22 protein-coding genes are annotated in these 20,218 nt (G+C 63.3%); 18 read left to right on the top strand and 4 right to left on the bottom strand.

The genetic code is table 11. The features are described from left to right. Positions 1-94: 94 nt before the first annotated feature. The 17 genes from fabD to PFLCHA0_RS09220 all read left to right on the top strand — a co-directional run bounded on the left by fabD (position 95) and on the right by PFLCHA0_RS09220 (position 16,245). On the top strand, positions 95-1,033 hold the full coding sequence (gene fabD, locus PFLCHA0_RS09140) for an ACP S-malonyltransferase (protein ID WP_015634708.1): 939 nt from the start codon (positions 95-97) through the stop codon (positions 1,031-1,033). 16 nt (positions 1,034-1,049) lie between these two features. Beyond that, a complete protein-coding gene (gene fabG, locus PFLCHA0_RS09145; protein ID WP_015634709.1) occupies positions 1,050-1,790 on the top strand; it encodes a 3-oxoacyl-ACP reductase FabG in 741 nt (246 codons plus the stop codon). 196 nt (positions 1,791-1,986) lie between these two features. Continuing rightward, positions 1,987-2,223 (top strand): acyl carrier protein, encoded by a 237-nt coding sequence (acpP, locus tag PFLCHA0_RS09150; protein WP_003175607.1) that lies wholly within the window; start codon positions 1,987-1,989, stop codon positions 2,221-2,223. A 110-nt stretch (positions 2,224-2,333) separates the two neighbouring features. Next, on the top strand, positions 2,334-3,578 hold the full coding sequence (gene fabF, locus PFLCHA0_RS09155; protein WP_011060119.1) for a beta-ketoacyl-ACP synthase II: 1,245 nt from the start codon (positions 2,334-2,336) through the stop codon (positions 3,576-3,578). Then, positions 3,578-4,393, top strand: coding sequence for an aminodeoxychorismate lyase (gene pabC, locus PFLCHA0_RS09160; protein WP_015634710.1), 816 nt, complete (start codon positions 3,578-3,580; stop codon positions 4,391-4,393). Before fabF ends, pabC begins: the two co-directional genes overlap by 1 nt. A gap of 3 nt (positions 4,394-4,396) precedes the next feature. Continuing rightward, positions 4,397-5,596: an endolytic transglycosylase MltG gene (gene mltG, locus PFLCHA0_RS09165; RefSeq protein WP_015634711.1), complete on the top strand. Its 1,200-nt coding sequence runs from the start codon at positions 4,397-4,399 to the stop codon at positions 5,594-5,596. A 19-nt stretch (positions 5,597-5,615) separates the two neighbouring features. After that, positions 5,616-6,248 carry a dTMP kinase gene (tmk, locus tag PFLCHA0_RS09170; protein ID WP_041116797.1) on the top strand — a complete coding sequence of 211 codons (633 nt, stop codon included), beginning with the start codon at positions 5,616-5,618 and terminating at the stop codon, positions 6,246-6,248. Further along, positions 6,241-7,227, top strand: coding sequence for a DNA polymerase III subunit delta' (locus PFLCHA0_RS09175; protein WP_011060123.1), 987 nt, complete (start codon positions 6,241-6,243; stop codon positions 7,225-7,227). The genes tmk and PFLCHA0_RS09175 overlap by 8 nt, the downstream gene beginning before the upstream one ends. Before the next feature lie 84 nt (positions 7,228-7,311). After that, a complete protein-coding gene (locus PFLCHA0_RS09180; RefSeq protein ID WP_015634713.1) occupies positions 7,312-8,097 on the top strand; it encodes a TatD family hydrolase in 786 nt (261 codons plus the stop codon). 812 nt (positions 8,098-8,909) lie between these two features. Continuing rightward, positions 8,910-9,548: a TetR/AcrR family transcriptional regulator gene (locus PFLCHA0_RS09185; RefSeq protein WP_011060125.1), complete on the top strand. Its 639-nt coding sequence runs from the start codon at positions 8,910-8,912 to the stop codon at positions 9,546-9,548. Positions 9,549-9,687: 139 nt separating this feature from the next. After that, on the top strand, positions 9,688-10,656 hold the full coding sequence (locus PFLCHA0_RS09190) for a GTP 3',8-cyclase MoaA (RefSeq protein ID WP_011060126.1): 969 nt from the start codon (positions 9,688-9,690) through the stop codon (positions 10,654-10,656). A 100-nt stretch (positions 10,657-10,756) separates the two neighbouring features. Beyond that, positions 10,757-11,359 (top strand): DUF4823 domain-containing protein, encoded by a 603-nt coding sequence (locus PFLCHA0_RS09195; RefSeq protein ID WP_011060127.1) that lies wholly within the window; start codon positions 10,757-10,759, stop codon positions 11,357-11,359. Positions 11,360-11,381: 22 nt separating this feature from the next. Next, positions 11,382-11,945, top strand: coding sequence for a DUF1285 domain-containing protein (locus PFLCHA0_RS09200; protein WP_011060128.1), 564 nt, complete (start codon positions 11,382-11,384; stop codon positions 11,943-11,945). 70 nt (positions 11,946-12,015) lie between these two features. After that, positions 12,016-12,729, top strand: a complete 714-nt coding sequence (locus PFLCHA0_RS09205; protein ID WP_011060129.1) for a GntR family transcriptional regulator — start codon at positions 12,016-12,018, stop codon at positions 12,727-12,729. Beyond that, positions 12,726-13,724 (top strand): ADP-ribosylglycohydrolase family protein, encoded by a 999-nt coding sequence (locus PFLCHA0_RS09210; protein ID WP_015634714.1) that lies wholly within the window; start codon positions 12,726-12,728, stop codon positions 13,722-13,724. The genes PFLCHA0_RS09205 and PFLCHA0_RS09210 overlap by 4 nt, the downstream gene beginning before the upstream one ends. Positions 13,725-13,865: 141 nt before the next feature. Then, entirely contained in the window at positions 13,866-15,332 is a 1,467-nt protein-coding gene (locus PFLCHA0_RS09215) for a purine-cytosine permease family protein (protein ID WP_015634715.1), read from the top strand. Next, positions 15,325-16,245 (top strand): PfkB family carbohydrate kinase, encoded by a 921-nt coding sequence (locus PFLCHA0_RS09220; protein ID WP_015634716.1) that lies wholly within the window; start codon positions 15,325-15,327, stop codon positions 16,243-16,245. The genes PFLCHA0_RS09215 and PFLCHA0_RS09220 overlap by 8 nt, the downstream gene beginning before the upstream one ends. Positions 16,246-16,271: 26 nt before the next feature. Here the strand turns inward: PFLCHA0_RS09220 and PFLCHA0_RS09225 are convergent, their stop codons facing one another. The 3 genes from PFLCHA0_RS09225 to PFLCHA0_RS09235 all read right to left on the bottom strand — a co-directional run bounded on the left by PFLCHA0_RS09225 (position 16,272) and on the right by PFLCHA0_RS09235 (position 18,334). Then, positions 16,272-16,652, bottom strand: coding sequence for a Rho termination factor N-terminal domain-containing protein (locus tag PFLCHA0_RS09225; RefSeq protein WP_015634717.1), 381 nt, complete (start codon positions 16,650-16,652; stop codon positions 16,272-16,274). A 53-nt stretch (positions 16,653-16,705) separates the two neighbouring features. Beyond that, positions 16,706-17,032, bottom strand: coding sequence for a hypothetical protein (locus tag PFLCHA0_RS09230; protein WP_011060134.1), 327 nt, complete (start codon positions 17,030-17,032; stop codon positions 16,706-16,708). Between the two features lie 84 nt (positions 17,033-17,116). Beyond that, positions 17,117-18,334 (bottom strand): MFS transporter, encoded by a 1,218-nt coding sequence (locus PFLCHA0_RS09235; RefSeq protein ID WP_015634718.1) that lies wholly within the window; start codon positions 18,332-18,334, stop codon positions 17,117-17,119. Positions 18,335-18,545: 211 nt separating this feature from the next. Here PFLCHA0_RS09235 and PFLCHA0_RS09240 point away from each other — a divergent pair, with 211 nt between their 5' ends. Continuing rightward, complete coding sequence (locus tag PFLCHA0_RS09240; RefSeq protein ID WP_011060136.1) at positions 18,546-19,025, top strand: GNAT family N-acetyltransferase; 480 nt, start codon at positions 18,546-18,548, stop codon at positions 19,023-19,025. Positions 19,026-19,117: 92 nt separating this feature from the next. On the opposite strand, the gene PFLCHA0_RS09245 is transcribed toward PFLCHA0_RS09240, so the two are convergent. Next, positions 19,118-20,170: an NAD(P)-dependent alcohol dehydrogenase gene (locus PFLCHA0_RS09245; protein ID WP_041752034.1), complete on the bottom strand. Its 1,053-nt coding sequence runs from the start codon at positions 20,168-20,170 to the stop codon at positions 19,118-19,120. Positions 20,171-20,218 lie beyond the last annotated feature (48 nt).

Consider the following 20,218-nt stretch of genomic DNA (forward strand, 5'->3'; position numbering starts at 1 on the left):
GCTCAGTTCAATTGGCCATCCAACTGTCAGTTTCTTGCGTCCACCACGGTGTGACGTCAATTCTCCGACGACAAGATCATTAGGGGCTTGTTACATGTCTGCATCCCTCGCATTCGTCTTTCCAGGACAGGGCTCGCAGTCCCTCGGCATGTTGGCCGAGCTGGGCGCGCAGTACCCACTGATCCTCGATACGTTCAAAGAAGCCTCCGATGCTCTGGGCTACGACCTCTGGGCTCTGACCCAGGAAGGTCCTGCAGAGCTGCTCAATCAAACCGACAAGACCCAGCCGGCCATCCTCACCGCGTCCATCGCCCTGTGGCGTGTATGGCTGGCCGAAGGTGGTGCGCGCCCGGCTTTCGTCGCCGGTCACAGCCTGGGTGAATACAGTGCCCTGGTCGCCGCTGGCAGCCTGACCCTGGGTGAAGCGGCCAAGCTGGTCGAGCGTCGTGGCCAGTTGATGCAGGAAGCCGTGCCGGCAGGGCAGGGCGGCATGGCTGCAATTCTCGGCCTGGAAGATGCCGATGTGGTCGCCGCCTGTGCTGAAGCCGCGCAGGGCGAGGTGGTCAGCGCCGTGAACTACAACTCCCCTGGCCAGGTGGTGATCGCCGGGGCCAAGGCGGCTGTGGATCGCGCCATCGAGGGCTGCAAGGCGCGGGGCGCCAAGCGCGCCATGCCGCTGCCGGTCAGCGTGCCTTCCCACTGTGAGCTGATGCGCCCGGCCGCCGAGCGCTTTGCCGAGTCGATCGCTGCGATCAACTGGCAGGCACCGCAGATTCCATTGGTACAGAACGTCAGTGCCGCTGTGGCCGCCGACCTGGACACCCTCAAGCGCGACCTGCTGGAGCAGTTGTACAAGCCGGTACGTTGGGTCGAGTCGATCCAGACTCTGGCAGCCAATGGCGCCACCGAGCTGGTCGAGTGCGGCCCGGGCAAGGTCCTGGCCGGCCTCAACAAGCGCTGCGCCGAAGGCGTGTCGACCTCTAACCTGAACACCCCAGATGCTTTCGCTGCCGCCCGTGCAGCGTTGGCCTGAACTAGGAGAAGCTTGCATGAGTCTGCAAGGTAAAGTTGCACTGGTGACCGGCGCCAGCCGTGGTATCGGCCAGGCCATCGCGCTTGAGCTGGGGCGTATGGGCGCCACCGTGGTGGGTACCGCCACGTCCGCTTCGGGTGCCGAGCGCATTGCTGCCACCCTCAAGGAAAATGGCATCCAGGGCACCGGCCTTGAGCTGAACGTTACCAGTGACGAGTCCGTGGCTGCAGTCCTGGCCAGCATCGCCGAGCAGTTCGGTGCGCCGGCGATCCTGGTGAACAACGCCGGCATCACTCGCGACAACCTGATGATGCGCATGAAAGATGACGAATGGTACGACGTGGTCGATACCAACCTGAACAGCCTGTATCGCCTGTCCAAGGGCGTTCTGCGTGGCATGACCAAGGCTCGTTGGGGTCGAATTATCAGTATTGGCTCGGTTGTGGGTGCCATGGGCAACGCAGGCCAAGTAAACTACGCGGCCGCCAAGGCCGGTCTCGAAGGTTTCAGCCGTGCCCTGGCCCGTGAAGTGGGTTCGCGGTCGATCACGGTGAACTCGGTTGCTCCAGGTTTTATCGACACCGATATGACCCGCGAACTGCCGGAAGCGCAGCGTGAAGCACTGCTGACGCAAATTCCGCTGGGTCGTCTGGGCCAGGCTCAAGAGATCGCGCAAGTGGTCGCTTTTCTGGCATCCGACGGTGCGGCATACGTTACTGGGGCTACAATCCCGGTCAACGGCGGGATGTATATGTGAGTCAAATGTGACGGATTGCTTCAAAAAAATGTCATACGAGCTGTCTAAAATCCGTTATAAAGCTGCAATCAATTTATAGGCAGATGGCCAAAGGGTTTGAGGGACAAAGCTTTCAGTTGAAAAGCTGAAAAGCCTTTCTATACACTTACCCACTGGCCAGCTGCCTGAATTTGTCCATTAGGAGTGAAAACAAGGTATGAGCACCATCGAAGAGCGCGTCAAGAAAATCGTTGCTGAGCAACTGGGCGTTAAAGAAGAAGAAGTTGTTAACACCGCTTCCTTCGTTGAAGACCTGGGTGCCGACTCCCTTGACACCGTTGAGCTGGTGATGGCTCTGGAAGAGGAATTCGAGACCGAAATCCCTGACGAAGAAGCTGAAAAGATCACTACCGTTCAAGCAGCTATCGACTACGTTACCAGCCACCAGGCTTAATCGTTTGTAGTCGTCTTTTGCTGTCATGGAAAAACCGCACTGCCGTTACGGCGTGCGGTTTTTTCTTTAGGCCTGATACAAAGTGTCGTCATTAGAAAAAGGAGAGTGCTGTGTCGCGTAGACGCGTCGTAGTCACCGGTATGGGTATGTTGTCGCCACTGGGTACGGATGTGCCAAGCAGCTGGCAGGGCATTCTGGCTGGCCAAAGTGGCATCGGTCTGATCGAACACACCGACCTTTCTGCCTATTCCACCCGTTTTGGCGGCTCGGTAAAGGGCTTCAATGTCGAGGAATACCTATCGGTCAAAGAGGCCCGCAAACTCGACCTGTTCATTCAATACGGCCTGGCAGCCGGTTTCCAGGCGGTACGCAACGCCGGTCTGGAAGTCACCGATGCCAACCGTGAACGCATCGGCGTGGCCATGGGCTCGGGTATTGGCGGTTTGACCAATATCGAGGAAACCAGCCGCATCCTGCACGATTCCGGCCCACGACGGATTTCTCCGTTCTTCGTGCCTGGTTCGATCATCAACATGATTTCCGGTTTCCTGTCCATCCACTTGGGTGCCCAGGGGCCGAACTACGCCATTTCCACTGCGTGCACCACCGGTACCCACTGCATTGGCATGGCTGCGCGCAACATCGCCTACGGCGAAGCCGACGTGATGATCGCCGGCGGTGCTGAAATGGCTGCCTGTGGCCTGGGCATGGGTGGCTTCGGTGCGTCCCGTGCACTGTCGACCCGCAACGACGAGCCGACCCGCGCCAGCCGTCCCTGGGACAAGGGGCGTGATGGCTTCGTCCTGTCCGACGGCGCCGGCGCCCTGGTTCTGGAAGAGCTGGAGCACGCCAAGGCTCGTGGGGCCACCATCTATGCGGAGCTGATCGGCTTCGGCATGAGCGGTGACGCCTATCACATGACGTCGCCTCCCGCCGATGGTGCCGGTGCTGCGCGCTGCATCGCCAATGCCCTGCGCGACGCCAAGCTCAACGTGGACCAGGTGCAGTACATCAACGCCCATGGCACTTCGACCCCGGCCGGCGACCTGGCCGAGGCCGAAGCGATCAAGAGCGTGTTCGGCGATCACGCCTACAAGCTGGCGGTCAGTTCCACCAAGTCCATGACGGGTCACCTGCTGGGTGCCGCGGGGGCGATCGAGGCGATCTTCAGTGTGCTGGCAATCAACAGCCAGGCCGCGCCGCCCACCATCAACCTGGATGAGCCGGATGAAGGCTGCGATCTCGATTTCGTGCCGCACACCGCGCGCAGCATGGACATCGACGTAGTGCTGTCCAACTCCTTCGGTTTTGGTGGCACCAACGGCTCCCTGGTGTTCCGCCGGTTCTCCGAGTGATGCACAGCTGGGTCGACGGTCAGCCGGCTGACGCACTGTCGCTCAAGGACCGCGGCCTGGCTTACGGTGATGGTCTGTTCGAGACCATTGCCGTCAAATCCGGGCGCCCGCAGTTGCTGGAGCGGCATCTGCAGCGTTTGGCCGAAGGATGCCGTCGCCTGGCGCTGACGGCGGATCAAGCCCTGATCCGCAGTGAGCTGCAGGCTTATGCGGCGGCTTTGGGGGAGGGTGTGCTCAAGCTGATCCTGACCCGGGGCGACAGCCAGCGCGGCTATGCCGCCGATCCTGCAACCGCTGCACGGCGGATTCTCCAGGGCTCCGCATTGCCGGTGTATCCCCCGGCCCATGCCGAGCAAGGCATTCGTCTGTTTCCCTGTACCACGCGCCTGGCCGAGCAGCCGCTGCTGGCCGGCCTCAAGCACCTCAATCGTCTGGAGCAGGTTCTGGCTCGTGCCGAGTGGCGTGATGCCGAGCATGCCGAAGGCTTGATGCGAGATACCTCTGGGCGAGTTATCGAAGGCGTGTTCAGCAACCTGTTCCTGGTCAGCCAGGGGCGGCTGCTGACGGCTGACCTGAGTCGCTGCGGCGTGGCCGGGGTGATGCGCGCTGAAATACTGTTTCAGGCCGAGTCATTGGGCATCCCCGCGCAAGTCGGGGATATCAGTCTCGATCAACTGCAACAGGCTGATGAAGTCTTTGTCTGCAACAGTGTCTATGGCGTCTGGCCAGTGCTTGGCTGTGCCGGGATGAGCTGGTCGGCGGGTGCGCTCACCCGTAAACTGCAGGGCATTACCCGCGCACTACTGGATGCTTGATTCGTGAGACGTAAATTACTGCTCCTGCTGGAAACCGGACTGGTCCTGGCAGGACTGCTGTTGGGTGCGAGTGCCTGGAAACTGCACTCGGCCCTGGAACAACCGCTGAACCTGAGCCAGGAACAGTTGCTCGATGTTCCCGCCGGCTCGACGCCCACCGGCACCTTCAATCGTCTGCAAGCCGAGGGTGTGCTCGATGATGCCTTCTGGCTGCGCCTGTACTGGCGCTTCAATATGGCGGGCCAGCCTCTGCACAGCGGCGAGTACCGCATGACCCCAGGCATGACCGCCGAAGGCCTGATCGGCCTCTGGCAGCGCGGTGAGGTGGTGCAGTACAGCCTGACCCTGGTGGAAGGCTGGAATTTCCGCCAGGTACGCAGCGCCCTGGCCAAGAGCGAAAAATTGCAGCAGACCCTGACGGGGCTTAGCGACAGTCAGGTGATGGAAAAGCTCGGGCATCCCGGGGTTTTCCCTGAAGGGCGTTTCTTCCCTGACACCTATCGTTTCGTTCGGGGCATGACCGACGCCGAACTCCTGGAAAAAGCCTACGACCGCCTGGACGATGTGCTGGCCAAGGAGTGGAGCAAGCGTGCCGACGATGCGCCTTACAGCGATCCTTATCAGGCGCTGATCATGGCCTCGCTGGTGGAGAAGGAAACCGGCGTACCCCAGGAGCGTGGGCAGATCGCAGGCGTGTTCGTGCGTCGCATGCAGATTGGCATGCTGCTGCAGACCGATCCTACGGTGATCTACGGCCTCGGTGAGCGTTACACCGGCAAGTTGACCCGGGCTCATCTCAAGGAAGCCACACCCTATAACACCTACGTCATTGCCGGCCTGCCGCCGACGCCGATCGCCATGGTCGGACGCGAGGCGATCCACGCCGCCCTCAACCCGGTGCCCGGCAAGAGCCTGTATTTTGTCGCGCGGGGCGACGGTAGCCATGTGTTCTCCGATGACCTGGATGCCCACAACAGCGCGGTGCGCGAGTTTCAGCTCAAGCGTCGCGCCGACTACCGTTCCAGCCCGGCTCCAGCCGCCACGCCAGCGGTCCCCGAAGCGGTAGGTCCGGCGCCGCAGACGCCTGCAGCCCCTGGCCCGGAGACGGCTCCGGCAAGCGCCCCGCAAGCTGCGCCCGAGCCGGCTGCGACTCCGGCACCTGCCGAGCCTGTGCCCGAGCCCGCGGCGAAAAGCCCGCAATGACATTGATTAAGGACTGCCCGTGACTGGCTTGTTTATTACCCTAGAAGGCCCGGAAGGCGCGGGCAAAAGCACCAATCGCGAGTACCTCGCCGAGCGCCTGCGCGCTGCGGGGATCGAGGTGCTGTTGACCCGTGAACCCGGCGGCACGCCGCTGGCCGAGCGGATTCGCGATGTGCTGCTGACCCCGTTGGAAGAGGTCATGAATGCCGATACCGAGCTGTTGCTGGTGTTCGCCGCGCGTGCCCAGCACCTGGCAACGGTGATTCGTCCGGCCCTGGAGCGCGGTGCGGTGGTGCTGTGCGACCGCTTCACCGACTCCACTTACGCCTACCAGGGCGCGGGCCGCGGCCTGAGCCTTGCGCGCATTGCTGCGCTGGAGGATTTCGTCCAGGGCGAGTTGCGCCCCGACCTGACCCTGGTCTTCGACCTGCCGGTGGATGTCGGCCTGGCGCGAGCCAGTGCTCGTGGCCGGCTGGATCGCTTCGAGCAGGAAGGCCAGGCCTTCTTCCAGAGGGTTCGCGAAGCCTTCCTGGCCCGCGCCGCAGCGGCGCCGCAGCGTTATGTGCTGGTGGATGCGGCGCAGCCCCTGGCCCAGGTCCAGCAGTCCCTGGACAGCTTGTTGCCGCAGTTGCTGGAGCGCGCCCGTGGCTGAAGTCTTCCCCTGGCAGGACAGCCTCTGGCAGCAATTGGCGGGGCGTACTCAGCATGCCCATGCCTACCTGTTGCATGGCCCAGCGGGTATCGGCAAGCGGGCCCTGGCCGAGCGGCTGATGGCGCGCTTGCTGTGCCAGCGCCCGGAAGGCCTGGACGCCTGTGGTCAATGCAAGTCCTGCCTGTTGCTGCTGGCCGGCAGCCACCCGGACAACTACGTGCTGGAGCCGGAGGAAGCGGACAAGGCGATCAAGGTCGACCAGGTCCGCGAACTGGTGAGCTTCGTGGTCCAGACCGCCCAGTTGGGGGGGCGCAAGGTGGTGCTGATCGAGCCGGTGGAGTCGATGAATATCAACGCCGCCAACGCCCTGCTCAAGAGTCTCGAGGAGCCTTCCGGCAACACTGTGCTGTTGCTGGTAAGCCACCAGCCCAGCCGGTTGTTGCCCACGATCAAGAGCCGTTGCGTGCAGCAGGCCTGCCCGCTGCCCAGCGAGGCCATGAGCCTTGAGTGGCTGGCCCAGGCCCTGCCTGATTGCTCCGAGGAGGAGCGGGTGGAGCTCTTGACCCTGGCTGCCGGTTCGCCGCTGGCAGCGGTCAGCCTGCAGGCCCAGGGTGTTCGCGAGCAGCGGGCGCAGGTGGTGGAAGGGGTGAAGAAGCTGCTGAAACAGCAACAGTCGCCCACGCAACTGGCCGAATCCTGGAGTGCCATTCCCTTGTTGCTGCTGTTCGACTGGTTCTGCGACTGGTCGAACCTGGTCCTGCGCTATCAACTGACCCAGGATGAGCAGGGACTGGGCCTGCAAGACATGCGCAAGGTGCTGCAATACCTGGCGCAGAAGTCCGCCCAGGCCAAGGTGCTGAACATCCAGGACTGGATCCTGGCCCAGCGCCAGAAGGTCCTGAGCAAGGCCAACCTCAACCGCGTGCTGTTGCTGGAAGCCTTGCTGGTGCAGTGGGCGGCCCTGCCTACCCAGAATTGACCCGCAGCGCCTAGACTCAGCGTTGTTTCCGCCCGGGCGCCATAACCCGGGCCTTTCATTGATCGGATGTAGTTGTAGCCTCCTATGCTCGTAGATTCCCATTGCCACCTTGACCGCCTCGACCTCGCCGCTCATGACGGCTCCCTGGATGCCGCGCTGGCTGCTGCCCGCCAGCGGGGGGTAGGGCACTTCTTGTGCATCGGTGTCAGCGCCGACAACGCGGCGGACGTCAAGGCCCTGGCCGATCGTTATGACGATGTCGACTGCTCGGTGGGCGTGCATCCGCTGGATGTGCAGCCCGGCGCAGCGCCGGCCCTGGACTGGCTGCTGGATGAACTGAATCACCCCCGGGTAGTGGCCATTGGCGAGACTGGCCTGGACTATCACTACGAGCCGGAAGCCGCCGAGCTGCAGCAGGAATCCTTCCGCCTGCACCTGCAGGCCGCCCAGCAGAACGGCAAGCCGGTGGTGGTGCACACCCGCGGCGCCCGCGCCGACACCCTGGCACTGCTGCGCGAGGCGGCATTGCCCAATGCCGGTGTGCTGCATTGCTTCACCGAAGACTGGGAAATGGCCAAGGCGGCCCTGGACCTGGGTTTCTATATTTCCCTCTCGGGGATTGTCACCTTCCGCAATGCCGATGCCCTGCGGGACGTGGCCCGACAGGTGCCGGCCGACCGCCTGCTGGTGGAGACCGATTCGCCTTACCTGGCGCCGATCCCCTATCGTGGCAAGCCCAACCTGCCGCAGTACGTGCGCGAGGTGGCGGAGTTCCTGGCGATGCTGCGGGGCGAAAGCTATGAAGCCTTTGCCCAGCAGACCACGGCCAACTTCAAACGCCTGTTCCCCTTGGCGCGGGTCAAGGGCTGAGCCTGGGTCGCACGGCGTACTGGCGCTGAATGGCGGGCAAAAAAAACCCGGGTTCTGGGGGGTGAATCCGGGTTAAGACCATTAGGAGTAAAACTAAGGCACGCGGTCCTTCGGTACCTTGATCGGCGTTTCACTTGGGGGAGATGTCCCGCCGACAGTTGAAGTATTGATCACTATTGCATTCAGTCCAGTTGCCCCTGCTCGTTTTTTAAACAAATTTGGAATACGCGCGCTTCGCTTGAGTTCTCATTTGGGTTGCCTGTATCGCAGTTTTCGACGCGATCGCTGAATATCACCTGATTTTTAGCCGATAAGACTAAAAATAACCGAATTTTCCTGAAAGTTGCCTACATAATCTGTTGCAGTTTGCTGTACCTGCCCGGCTGGCAGTTATCAACGCCATCGATACTTTCGGATTATTCTTCCGCTCTTCTAGGGCTTCTCTGATGCTGTGGGACGGCAGTTGCATTGGCCCCCCGCTGAGCGACGAATCAGCCGGGCAATGATGGAATTGCGACTTATCGAGGTCTTTGCGTCGCACGCAGGGCGTGGGGCAATCCAGGGTGCTGGGTGCGGGAAAAACCAGACTTCGCGGTCTGATCCGGAGCTTGGCGCCTGTGGAAGTTTGCTATTTGAACCCTGGCCCCGCCCCGTATTCACGGGATTTCCCTGGCTTTTGGCGCCTGTCTGGAAGGTTCTGACGGGGCGGCTTTTGCGCCAGAAACACCAGCAACGATGGATGATCCGTGCATTTTGGCGCAAGTTAGGCATAATACGCGGCTTCGATTTTGACCCCGAACAGACCTTTTCTTATGCAGAAAGAACCTCGTAAGGTCCGTGAGTTTCGTCGCCGCGAGCAAGAAATTCTCGATACCGCGCTCAAGCTGTTCCTCGAACAAGGTGAAGACAGTGTCACCGTCGAGATGATTGCGGATGCCGTGGGTATCGGCAAAGGGACCATCTATAAGCATTTCAAGTCCAAGGCGGAGATCTACCTGCGCCTGATGCTCGACTACGAGCGCGACCTGAACGAGCTGCTGCACTCGGCCGACGTCGACAAGGACAAGGAAGCCCTGTCCCGGGCCTACTTCGAATTCCGCATGCGGGACCCGCAGCGCTATCGGTTGTTCGACCGCCTGGAAGAGAAGGTGGTCAAGGGCAACCAGGTGCCGGAGATGGTCGAGGAATTGCACAAGATCCGCGCGTCCAACTTCGAGCGCCTGACCCTGCTGATCAAGGGTCGCATCAGTGAAGGCAAGCTTGAAGACGTGCCGCCGTACTTCCACTACTGTGCCTCGTGGGCGCTGGTGCATGGTGCGGTTGCGCTGTACCACTCGCCGTTCTGGAGCAATGTGCTGGAAGATCAGGAAGGCTTCTTCCAGTTCCTGATGGATATCGGTGTGCGCATGGGCAACAAGCGCAAGCGCGACCCCGACACCTCGAACAGCTAAGGCATTCAGCCGCTGTATTGCGCCATCGACAAACTGTATGGCGCAGTGCCCGAGGAATATACTCAGGCATGGGACTTGCCAAAACCTGATTTTTGGGTCAGGTTTTGCCCGGTTCTCCCTTCCTACGCCGGAGTCATCCATGATCGTTGATCGTCAAGGCAGGCGCTTTCGCAACTTGCGGATCAGTCTGACGTCTGCCTGCAACTACGCCTGTACCTACTGCGTGCCCAACGGCAAGCGGCTGGTGGCTGCCCAGGACGAGTTGTCGGCCGAGGCAATGGCTCGCGGCGTGGCGTACCTGATGGAAGCGGCGGGCATCGAGCGCTTGCGCATCACCGGTGGCGAACCCCTGGTCAGTCCCAAGCTGGAAGCCTTCATGGGCGCGGTGGGGCGCATGGGGCTGGACGACATCAGCCTGACCACCAATGGCCAATTGCTTGCGCGCAAGCTGCCGTTGCTGGTGGAGGCCGGTATCCGCCGGATCAACGTTTCCCTCGATACCCTGGATGCGACGGCTTTTCGCAGCATTGCCCGTGGCGGCGACCTGGCCACGGTGCTCGATGGCATGCAGCAAGCCCGCAGTGCCGGTTTGAAGATCAAGGTCAACATGGTGCCGTTGCGCGGGCAGAACCTGGATCAGGTGATGCCGTTGCTGGATTACTGCCTGGAACGGGGTTACGAGCTGCGTTTCATCGAGCTGATGCGCATGGGCCACCTGGCCAATGATGGCAACGCTTTCCTGCAGCAGTTTGTCAGCCTGCAACAGTTGCTGGACCTGATCGGCCAGCGCTACGAATACCTTCAGGCCGATGCGCCGGTGGATGCTACCGCGGTGCGCTACGCCATTCCCGGGCACGGTCATTTCGGCGTGATCGCCAACGAAAGCGTGCCGTTCTGCCGCACCTGCTCGCGTTTGCGGCTGTCCTCCACGGGCTGGCTGCACGGCTGCCTTTCTTCGAGCAATCGTCACTATGTCGGCGACCTGCTGGACAAGCCGCGCCATCAGGCTCTGCCGGCCTTGCAGCGGCTGCTGGTCAAGGCCTTGGGGGACAAGCAGGAGCTGGCCTTTTCCGGTGGAGCCACGGTGATGAAGATCATTGGCGGCTGAGGTGCTTTGCCGACGAATTCCCTTCCTTGGCGGAGCTGGCGCGGAAGCTGCATCCCGTGGCCATTCGCCGGTTTTCCGTCACCGGATTTTGGAGGGTAGGATGCGTAGCCTGGTTTTGCTGCTGGCCTTTTTGGCACTCGGCGGCTGCATGAATGTCAGTGATATGGGCGAAGGGGTGCGCTATCACCTGAGTGATGCGGGGGTGCTCGATCACAGTGATACACGCCGCACCAGCTCGTTCCGCATTCAGCCGGATTCGTTCATTTTCATTGCCCAGGGGCATTTCGTACCGCCGGGTGGCGCTTATCCGCGGCCCAACGTGGTAGCCGAGGAAGCCTTCAACGGCTTTGTCGAGTATTTCCCCATGGTGCGTCGGGCCAAGGCGCCCGAGGGCCTGAATGAAGCCATGGCCGAAGCCCGGGAAGCGGGGGCGCACTATCTGCTCTACGCCCGTTTCGCCAAGGCCGATGACCGTATCGGTAACTCTGACGAGTGGCTGGATCAGGAAGCCGTGGACCGCCTAGGGGTGGATACCAGTACCATCCAGATCATGTTGATCGAAACCAGTACCCAGTACCTGATCGATTCCGCGCGGATTCGCAGCCGTGGCGGTTTACTGACGTTCCACGACAACAAGCCACAGGATCTGCTTGGTCCGCCGTTGCAGCAATACGCGCGCGGCCTGCTGGGCCTGAGCGACTGATTGATTGAGGGAGGAGAGCGGTATGAGTGGTCCAGGCAAGGCCAACGACCTGTTGGCGCAGATTCCCAAGGCTGAAAAAGGCCTGCCGCCGGTCCACCTGTGGAACCCCGACTTCTGCGGCGATATCGACATGCGCATCGCCCGCGACGGCACCTGGTATTACCTGGGTACGCCGATCGGCCGCAAACCCATGGTCAAGCTGTTCTCCACCATCATTCGCCGCGATGGCGATGACTATTTCCTCATCACTCCGGTGGAGAAGGTCGGCATCAAGGTCGACGACGCACCCTTCGTCGCCGTGACCCTGGAGGTCGAAGGGCAGGGCGAGGCTCAGGTGCTGCGCTTTTCTACCAACGTCGAGGAGCAGGTGGTCGCCAATGACGAGCACCCGCTGCGGGTGGTGATCGACCCCCTGACCCAGGAACCGGCGCCTTACATCCTGGTTCGACACAATCTTGAAGCGCTGATCCATCGCAACGTCTTCTACCAACTGGTGGAGCTGGCGCAGACCCGCCAGATCGACGGCCAGAATTGGCTGGGGGTGTGGAGTTGCGGGGTGTTCTTTCCCATTGGTCTTGAACCCTGACGGGCGTTTCAGACGGCTGTAAGAAGATATTTCTTGCTCTGGCTCGGGCCTTTCATGTATCAAGCCGGACATGATCAAACATGTCCGATTCGATAAGAAAACAAGGGTGGTCGACGAGTTGATCCGGCGTATTGAAAGCGGCCTGTTGGAGGACGGCTTTCAACTGCCGGGCGAGCATCAGTTGGCCGAAGAATTCGGTGTCAGCCGTGGCACCTTGCGCGAGGCCCTGGCCGAGCTCAAGCGGCGCAACTACATCGCCACGCAAAGCGGCGTAGGCTCCATCGTCACCTTCGACGGTGTTGCCCTGGATCAGCATCATGGCTGGGCCCAGGCCCTGGCCGACAGCGGTGCGCTGGTCAACACCGAGGTGCTGCGCCTGGAAGCGATCCAGCGCCCGGACCTCAAGCATCGCCTGGGCACCGACCAGTTCATCGCCCTCGATCGCCGGCGCCGCAGCACCGATGGCCGGGTGCTGTCCCTGGAGCGCTCTCTGATCCCGGCTTCCGGCGAGCTGGAAGGCCTGCCTAGGGTCGGCCTGATCGATGATTCCCTGACCATTACCCTGGCCGCCTACGGCTATATCGGCGAGCGCGGCGATCAGTGGATCGGCGCCGAGCCCTTGAATGCTGAAGATGCCCAATTGCTCGGACGTGCTCCGGGCGAAGTCTTCCTCAAGGCCCTGCGTACCACCTACGACCGCCAGGGGCGCTTTATGGAGCAGGTCGAAAGCCTGCTTGACCCGCAGCATTTTCGCATGCACCTGCAGTTCGGAGAGCCGCGGTGAATGCATTGCAGCGCGCCCTGGGCGCCTTCTACGGGCTGGCCCTGGGCGATGCGCTGGGCATGCCGACCCAATCCTTGAGCCGGGAACAGATCCAGCAGCGCTTCGGCGTCATCCGCACCCTGGAGGACGCCGGCCCGGACCAGCCGATTGCCGCGAACATGCCCCGGGGCTCCATTACCGACGATACCGAGCAGGCGATCCTGGTGGCTCGCCTGTTGGTCCGGGGGCAGGGCCGGATCGCTCCGGCGGCCCTGGCCCAGAGCCTGATCGAGTGGGAGGCGCAGATGCAGGCCAAGGGTTCCCAGGATCTGCTGGGGCCTTCCACCAAACGCGCCATTGAAATGATCCTCGCCGGGGAGTCCGTTGAAGAGGCGGGCCGCTATGGCACCACCAATGGCGCCGCCATGCGCATCACGCCGGTGGGCATCGCCGCCGATGTGGCTCGGCCCGAGACGTTTCTGCAGGCGGTGGTCGAGGCCTGCCAGGTGACGCACAACACCAGCCTGGGCATTGCCAGCGCGGCGGCGGTGGCGGCGGTGGTGTCCGCCGGAATCAACGGCCAGCCTCTGGCCGAAGCCTTGGCACTTGGTGTGCAGGTCGCCCGGCAGGCCCAGGCCCAGGGGCACTGGGTAGCGGGTGCCACCATCGGTGCTCGCTTGGACTGGACCGGCACCCTGCGTGTCGACGGCGATCGGGAAGGCTTTGCGCGGATGCTCTACGAGCTGATCGGCACCTCGGTGGCTTCCCAGGAATCGGTGGTGGTGAGTTTCGCCCTGGCCCGACAAGTGGCCCTGGGGCAATTGCCGGCCTTCGAGGCACTGTGCATGGCCGCCGGCCTTGGGGGCGACACCGACACTATCGCGGCGATTCTCGGTGCCATGCTCGGCGCTTGCCTGGGGATGGAGATCTGGCCTGGCGAACTGATCGGGCAGGTGCGAAAGGTCAATGAGCTGGACCTGCAGCCTCTGGTGGAACAGCTGCTGGCGCTGCGTTGAGCCGCCTTTAAGGTACAGGCCGCGGTGTGCGGCCATGTTGCCGATCGCTATGGAAAGCTATGACACGGCCAGGAATGCCGGGATGTTCTGTGACTTCCGAAATTGCCCAATACCCCTAACAACGGCAACAGGAGTTTTATCATGAGTTCATCCACGGCCGGATCAGGCGCCGGGCAACTGGAAACCCGCGGTATCGAGCCGGTTCCCGAGGCAGAGTGCGACGGGCACCCGCTGCAGCTGTTCTGGGTCTGGTTCGCGGCCAACATCAGTATTCTCGGCCTGCCCCTGGGGGCGACTCTGGTGGCGTTTCGCGGTTTGTCGATCTGGCAGGTGCTGCTGGTGGCCATCCTGGGGTCGGTGGGGTCGTTCGCCGTGGTCGGTCTGATCTCGGTAGCCGGCCGGCGCGGGCGGGTGCCGAGCCTGACCCTGTCCCGGGCAATCTTCGGGGCGCGGGGCAATATCGGCCCGACCCTGGTGTCGATGCTTTCACGGGTTGGCTGGGAGACGGTCAATACCACCACGGCGGCCTTTGTCCTGCTGTCCCTGAGCTCGATCCTGTTCCAGACCCCGGCCTCGGCCAAGGATGCGCCGCTGCTGACCCTGCTGTTCATCGGCATCTTCGTGCTGATGACCCTGAGCGTCTCCGGCCTGGGCCACGCCACCTTGCTGGTCATCCAGAAGTGGGCCACCTACGGCTTTGGTGCCCTGAACGTGCTGGTGGGCGGTTTCCTCTGCGCCACCATCGACTGGGCGGCGGTCTTCAATGCCGCGCCGGCCCCCATGAGCGCGATGATCATCGGCGTCGGCACCATGGCCGCCGGGACCGGGATTGGCTGGGCCAGTTCCGGGGCCGATATGTCGCGTTATCAGCACCGTTCGGTAACGGCCGGGCGCCTGGTGGCTTCGGCGGCGTTTGGCGCCGGCATTCCGCTGGTGTTGCTGATTACCCTGGGCGGGTTGCTGTCGGTGGGCAACGACCACCTGGCCTCGGCAGTGGACCCGATCATCGCGATCCGCGACATGCTGCCGACCTGGATGGCGGTGCCCTACCTGGTCGCGGCCTTTGGCGGCCTGCTGCTGTCCAACAACCTCTCTGTGTATTCCGCCGGCCTCACCGCGCTGACCCTGGGCCTCAAGGTCAAGCGGGTCTATGCGGTGCTGGTGGATATCGTGGCGATCTTCCTCGGCTCGATCTATTTCATGCTGATTGCCGACAGCTTCTATGGCCCTTTCATCAGCTTCATCTCCCTGCTGGCGGTGCCGATCACCGCCTGGGTAGGAATCTTCGTGGTGGACCTGATCCATCGTCATCACTACAGCGCCGATGATCTGCTCAACGTCGGCCCGAGCAGCGCCTACTGGTACCGGGGCGGCATCGAATGGCGAGCCTTTGGCGCCTGGGTGCTGGCGATTGTGCTGGGCTTCTGTTTCACCACCATCGGCACCACTGCCGAAGACGTCTGGTTCACCGGGCCCCTGGCAGATTCCTGGCTGGGGCATAACGGCCTGGGCTGGATCGTCACCTTCCTGGTGGCCGGCGGCGGTTACGCTCTACTGGGCGGTGCCCGGGACCGGCGCGCGGCCTTTGTCGAGAACGCCAATGCCTAGGTTGCTGCACACCGGCCAGGTGATAGTCGACCTGGTGATGGCGGTAGAGCGCCTGCCGGCCTCCGGAGGCGATGTGCTCGCGCAATCTGCGGGCTTCGAGGCCGGTGGCGGCTTCAACGTGATGGCCGCCGCGGCGCGCAACGGGTTGCCGGTGGTCTACCTCGGGCGCCACGGGCAGGGGCGCTTTGGCGACCTGGCGCGGGCGGCGATGCAGGGCGAAGGCATACAGATGAGCCTGGAGCCCGGCAGGGGGGCTGATACCGGTCTGTGCGTGGCCCTGACCGAAGCCTCTGCTGAACGCACCTTCATTTCCCATATCGGCGCCGAGGGCGAATTGTCGGCCGAGGATCTGGCCCGGGTCCGGGTGGAGGCGGGGGATTACCTCTATGTCAGCGGCTACAGCCTGTTGCAGGAGTGCAAGGCACGGGCCCTGTTGGACTGGTTGCTGGCGCTGCCTCGTTCGATCCCATTGATGTTCGACCCGGGGCCGTTGGCCGGTTCGGCAGATTCACCCTTGATGGCGGCGCTGTTGCCGCGGATCGACATCTGGAGCAGCAACCGCGCCGAGGCATTGCAATTGACCGGTACTTCGCAGATTGCCCAGGCGCTGGCGCAGCTCGAAAGCTGGTTGTCACCTGCGGCGTTGCTGGTGCTGCGTGATGGCCCCCGCGGCTGTTGGGTCAGCCGCCAGGGGCAGGCGGTGCAGGTGCCGGGGTTCAAGGTGGAGGCGGTGGACAGCAACGGTGCCGGTGATGCCCACGCCGGGGTCTTGGTCGCCGGGCTCGCAGCGGGCCTTGAGCCGCTGATGGCGGCTCGTAGGGCCAACGCCGCGGCGGCGATTGCCGTCACCCGGCGTGGCCCGGCCACCGCTCCGGGCAGTGCCGAAGTGGATGCCTTGCTGGCGCGCGGCTGAGTCAGCGGCGAGCAACTGGCCGCCGGTCAGCCGGCCTTGCTCAGGGCTTCGATCAGCTCCTGCTTGCGCATGCGCGAGCGTCCCGGAATCTTCTTCGCCCGAGCTTCGCGCATCAGGCTGACCTTGCTCTGGGTGCCCAGGGACGCCGCGCTGTTGCGGGCATGCCCGTGGCGCGTAGCCACCGCGCGTCGGGCCGACTCGCTGCGGGCCCGGGCCTTGTCTGCCGGGCTTTTGTCCCGACCGGAGCCGCCCGCCCGTTCACCGCCGCCGGACTGCTTGTTCACCGTGGCCCAGGCCCGTGCTTCGGCCTGCTCCGGCGAGAGCCCGCGTTCTTCGTAGCTGGCTTCGATGGCCGCGGCCTTGCGGCGCTGGGCCAGGGTGTATTTGGCTTTGCTTCCTCGAGTCATGACATCTCTCCTCAAGGCCCTGGCGCACAGGGCCTGCTGGATTGAACCGGCGGTTACTGGCTGCTGCCTTCAGAACCTGAGCCGCCGGTGGTGGTTTTCGAGCCGGTACCGGTCTTGCCACTGTCGGGTGTGCTGGAGTCCATGGTGCCGACACCGCCCTGGCGGCCGTTGTCGTTGCCCTGAATGCGCGGGTCGGTCCCGGTCGCCGGTGGCAATGAGCCTTCGTCCATGGCCGGTGGGTTGATGTTGATCTTCGGCGTGCCCTGGGTGGCCGGGGATTTCGGGCCTTCAACCGGGTTGGTCGGGCCGGTGGCGCCGGCCAGGGCAGCAGTGGACAGCAGTCCGGCCAGGGCCAGGGCGCAGAGTTGGACCTTGATCATGGTGTCGCCTCCATTCGTTAGAGTCGTTACCTGATATTGGTCCGCTGCCGGGGCCGGTTGGTGCCTGATGATCGACGAACGGTGTTATGCACCGGCTGCCATACGCCAGTGGCCCAGGCGCCGCCAGCCCAGGCGGCCAAGGCTGATCAGCCAGTTCAGCAACGCCACGCCGAGCACCGTGAACAGCAGCGCCTGGATGCCGGCTTCGACGATGATCCGCCCGGCCAGCCAGGGAAAACCGAAGACTCCGATGAAGTACGACAGGCTGAACAGCAGCAACGCCTGGGAGGTGCAGCCGGCTGGTGCTTCGTTGGCCGCCAGGCCATTGATCACCGAGTAGGTCAGGCCATAGCCCACCCCCAGGGTCACGGCAGCCAGCAGGTAGCTGGCGCTGCTGTCGACAGCAAATAAAAAGAGCAGGATCGACACCAGCATCAGCCCCGAGAGGAGGCAGGCAGCACGATAGGGATCGCGCTTGACCACGATCCCGGCGATCAGCAGGCGGCTGGCGATGGCGGCGCTCATGAAGCCGAGGAAGAACAGCGAGTAGTCGACGCCGCGGGAGGGGCCGTAGCTGGTCTGGAAGCTCGACAGGCCGCCGAATACGCAACCTCCCAGGCCCACCATGAGAATCGGCCAGACGGCGCGGGAGGACAGCACCTGCGCGGTGCCAGCCCAGGTGATGCTAGCCGCCGCGGTGCCCAGGTGGTTGGCCTGCTGGCGCAGCCGGCCGCCCAGCCGCCAGAAGATCAGCACACCCAGCAGGCTGGCACCGGCGGCGATCAGAAAGGCGCTGGTCAGTGGGTAGCCCAGGGCACTGGCCAGGCGCCCCAGCAAGGGGCCGGAGCCGATGCCGGTCATCATGCTGCCCGACAGCAATGCGAAGTAGCGGGCCCGTTGCGCAGGCTCCACCAGCATCGCCACGATGATCGGCCCCAGGGTATAGAACACCCCCCAGCCCAGGCCCAGGGTCAGGCCGAAGAACAGCAGGCCGGGGCCGACCCCCGGGGTCAGGGCAAAGCCCAGGCTGGCCACCGCCAGTAGGCAGCCGAACACTGCCACCGAGCGCGCGGCGCCGAGGCGGTCCGAGAGGTGCCCGGAGCCGATCACCGCAACAAAGGTGCTGAGCATGGCTGTGGAAATCACCGTGCCGGCATCGTGTTCATTGCCGCCACGGCTGCCGATCAGCAGCGACAGGAGAAAGGTCGAGCCGTAGGACAGCGACAGCAGGTAGCTGCCCAGGCAGAACAGGCCGAATAACGGGGCCGAGACCCGGGACTGCTGCGGGGTGCACGCCGACATGAAAGTGCCTCTTTATGCTTGAAGTCATGTCGGGCTTTCTAACATGGCGCCTCCTGGTGTTTGTTGTGTTCCTGCAGGCCTCAGGGTTAGTCGGCAGCGGAGTAAGTGCCGTGCGCAAGGAGCTGGGCCGGGGGGCTTGGCATAAATGGTCGTGCATGTATTTCTGCCGCCGTTCTAATATGGCCGCCTGATTCCAACAAGAGAGCCGTCGATGACCGTAGAAATCCGTCCTGCACTGCCCAGCGATGCCCCGCAGATTCTTGCGTTCATCACCGAACTTGCCGATTACGAGCGGGCCCGCCATGAAGTGATCGCCAGCGTCGCCGATATCGAACGCAGCCTGTTCAGCGAGGGGGCCACGGCCCATGGCCTGATCTGCCTGCGCGAAGGCGTGCCGATCGGCTTTGCGGTGTTCTTCTTCAGTTATTCCACTTGGCTGGGCAGCAACTGCCTGTACCTGGAGGACCTTTACATCACTCCGGAACAACGGGGCGGCGGGGCGGGCAAGCAACTGCTGCGGCATCTGGCGCAGATCGCCTGTGACAATGATTGCGGGCGCTTCGAATGGAGCGTGCTGGAGTGGAACGAGCCGGCGATCCAGTTCTACAAGTCCCTGGGCGCCCAGCCTCAGGAGGAATGGGTCAAGTACCGCATGGATGGCGAAGTGCTGCGCGCCTTTGCTCGCGGCTGACGCCAGCTTGCTCGTGGAGGAGCCGGCGTGCCGGCGAAGGCGCACGCCATCGGCGCCCCCGGCGACCAGCCATGCTTTGACGGTGTCGAGAATCAGCCTTTCAAGGTCGCCATGTCGATCACGAAGCGGTACTTCACATCACCCTTGATCATGCGCTCGTAGGCTTGATTGATCTGGCGGATGTCGAGCATTTCGATATCGCAGGTGATGCCGTGCTCGGCGCAGAAGTCCAGCACTTCCTGGGTCTCGGCAATGCCGCCGATCAGCGAGCCGGCCAGCACCCGGCGGCTCATCACCAGCTTGCCGGCGTGCAGCGCCGGGTCCACCGGTTCGATCAGGCCCACCAGGATATGCACCCCATCGAAGCGCAGGGTGTCGAGGTAGGGGTTGAGGTCGTGGGGCACCGGGATGGTGTCCAGGAGAAAGTCGAAGTGCCCGGCCACCGACTGCATCTGCGCCACGTCGGTGGATACGATCACATGGTCGGCACCCTGGCGGCGGGCTTCTTCGGCCTTGCTCGCGGAGCGGGTGAACAGGGTCACTTCGGCGCCCAGGGCCTTGGCGAACTTGATGCCCATGTGGCCCAGGCCGCCCATGCCGAGAATCCCCACCTTGTCACCGGGCTTGACCCCGTAATGCTTGAGTGGCGAGTAGGTGGTGATGCCGGCGCAGAGGATTGGCGCAGCGCTGGCCAAGTCGAGTTTCTCCGGAATGCGCACCACAAAGTGCTCGCTGACCACGATGCTGTCGGAGTAGCCGCCCATGGTGTTGCTGCCATCGACCCGGTCCGGGGTGGCGTAGGTCATGGTCGGGCCTTGCAGGCAGTATTGCTCCAGGTCGGCGGCGCAGGCCTCGCAGTGGCGGCAGGAATCCACCATGCAACCGACGCCCACCAGGTCGCCGACCTTGTGCTTGCTGACGTTGGCGCCGACGGCTGTGACCTTGCCGACGATCTCGTGGCCCGGCATCAGCGGGTACACGGCGATGCCCCATTCGTTGCGGGCCTGGTGGATATCGGAGTGGCAGACGCCGCAGTAGAGGATCTCGATGGCGACGTCGTCCGCACGCGGACTGCGGCGCTCGAAGCTCATGGGGGCGAGGGGAGTGGTGGCCGATTGGGCGGCATAACCGATGGCGGTGTACATGGTGGACCTCGCAAAAGCATTGACAATTGAGGCGTGGCATTCTCGGCG

It is taken from the genome of Pseudomonas protegens CHA0, from assembly GCF_000397205.1.
Taxonomy (GTDB): Bacteria; Pseudomonadota; Gammaproteobacteria; order Pseudomonadales; family Pseudomonadaceae; genus Aquipseudomonas; species Aquipseudomonas protegens.

Bases quoted from the DNA above. Each gene is read 5' to 3' on its own strand.
- fabD (WP_015634708.1), top strand. From the start codon at position 95: ATGTCTGCATCCCTCGCATTCGTCTTTCCAGGACAGGGCTCGCAGTCC.
- fabG (WP_015634709.1), top strand. From the start codon at position 1,050: ATGAGTCTGCAAGGTAAAGTTGCACTGGTGACCGGCGCCAGCCGTGGT.
- acpP (WP_003175607.1), top strand. From the start codon at position 1,987: ATGAGCACCATCGAAGAGCGCGTCAAGAAAATCGTTGCTGAGCAACTG.
- pabC (WP_015634710.1), top strand. From the start codon at position 3,578: ATGCACAGCTGGGTCGACGGTCAGCCGGCTGACGCACTGTCGCTCAAG.
- PFLCHA0_RS09180 (WP_015634713.1), top strand. From the start codon at position 7,312: ATGCTCGTAGATTCCCATTGCCACCTTGACCGCCTCGACCTCGCCGCT.
- PFLCHA0_RS09185 (WP_011060125.1), top strand. From the start codon at position 8,910: ATGCAGAAAGAACCTCGTAAGGTCCGTGAGTTTCGTCGCCGCGAGCAA.
- PFLCHA0_RS09190 (WP_011060126.1), top strand. From the start codon at position 9,688: ATGATCGTTGATCGTCAAGGCAGGCGCTTTCGCAACTTGCGGATCAGT.
- PFLCHA0_RS09195 (WP_011060127.1), top strand. From the start codon at position 10,757: ATGCGTAGCCTGGTTTTGCTGCTGGCCTTTTTGGCACTCGGCGGCTGC.
- PFLCHA0_RS09200 (WP_011060128.1), top strand. From the start codon at position 11,382: ATGAGTGGTCCAGGCAAGGCCAACGACCTGTTGGCGCAGATTCCCAAG.
- PFLCHA0_RS09205 (WP_011060129.1), top strand. From the start codon at position 12,016: ATGATCAAACATGTCCGATTCGATAAGAAAACAAGGGTGGTCGACGAG.
- PFLCHA0_RS09215 (WP_015634715.1), top strand. From the start codon at position 13,866: ATGAGTTCATCCACGGCCGGATCAGGCGCCGGGCAACTGGAAACCCGC.
- PFLCHA0_RS09220 (WP_015634716.1), top strand. From the start codon at position 15,325: ATGCCTAGGTTGCTGCACACCGGCCAGGTGATAGTCGACCTGGTGATG.
- PFLCHA0_RS09225 (WP_015634717.1), bottom strand. From the start codon at position 16,652: ATGACTCGAGGAAGCAAAGCCAAATACACCCTGGCCCAGCGCCGCAAG.
- PFLCHA0_RS09230 (WP_011060134.1), bottom strand. From the start codon at position 17,032: ATGATCAAGGTCCAACTCTGCGCCCTGGCCCTGGCCGGACTGCTGTCC.
- PFLCHA0_RS09235 (WP_015634718.1), bottom strand. From the start codon at position 18,334: ATGTCGGCGTGCACCCCGCAGCAGTCCCGGGTCTCGGCCCCGTTATTC.
- PFLCHA0_RS09240 (WP_011060136.1), top strand. From the start codon at position 18,546: ATGACCGTAGAAATCCGTCCTGCACTGCCCAGCGATGCCCCGCAGATT.
- PFLCHA0_RS09245 (WP_041752034.1), bottom strand. From the start codon at position 20,170: ATGTACACCGCCATCGGTTATGCCGCCCAATCGGCCACCACTCCCCTC.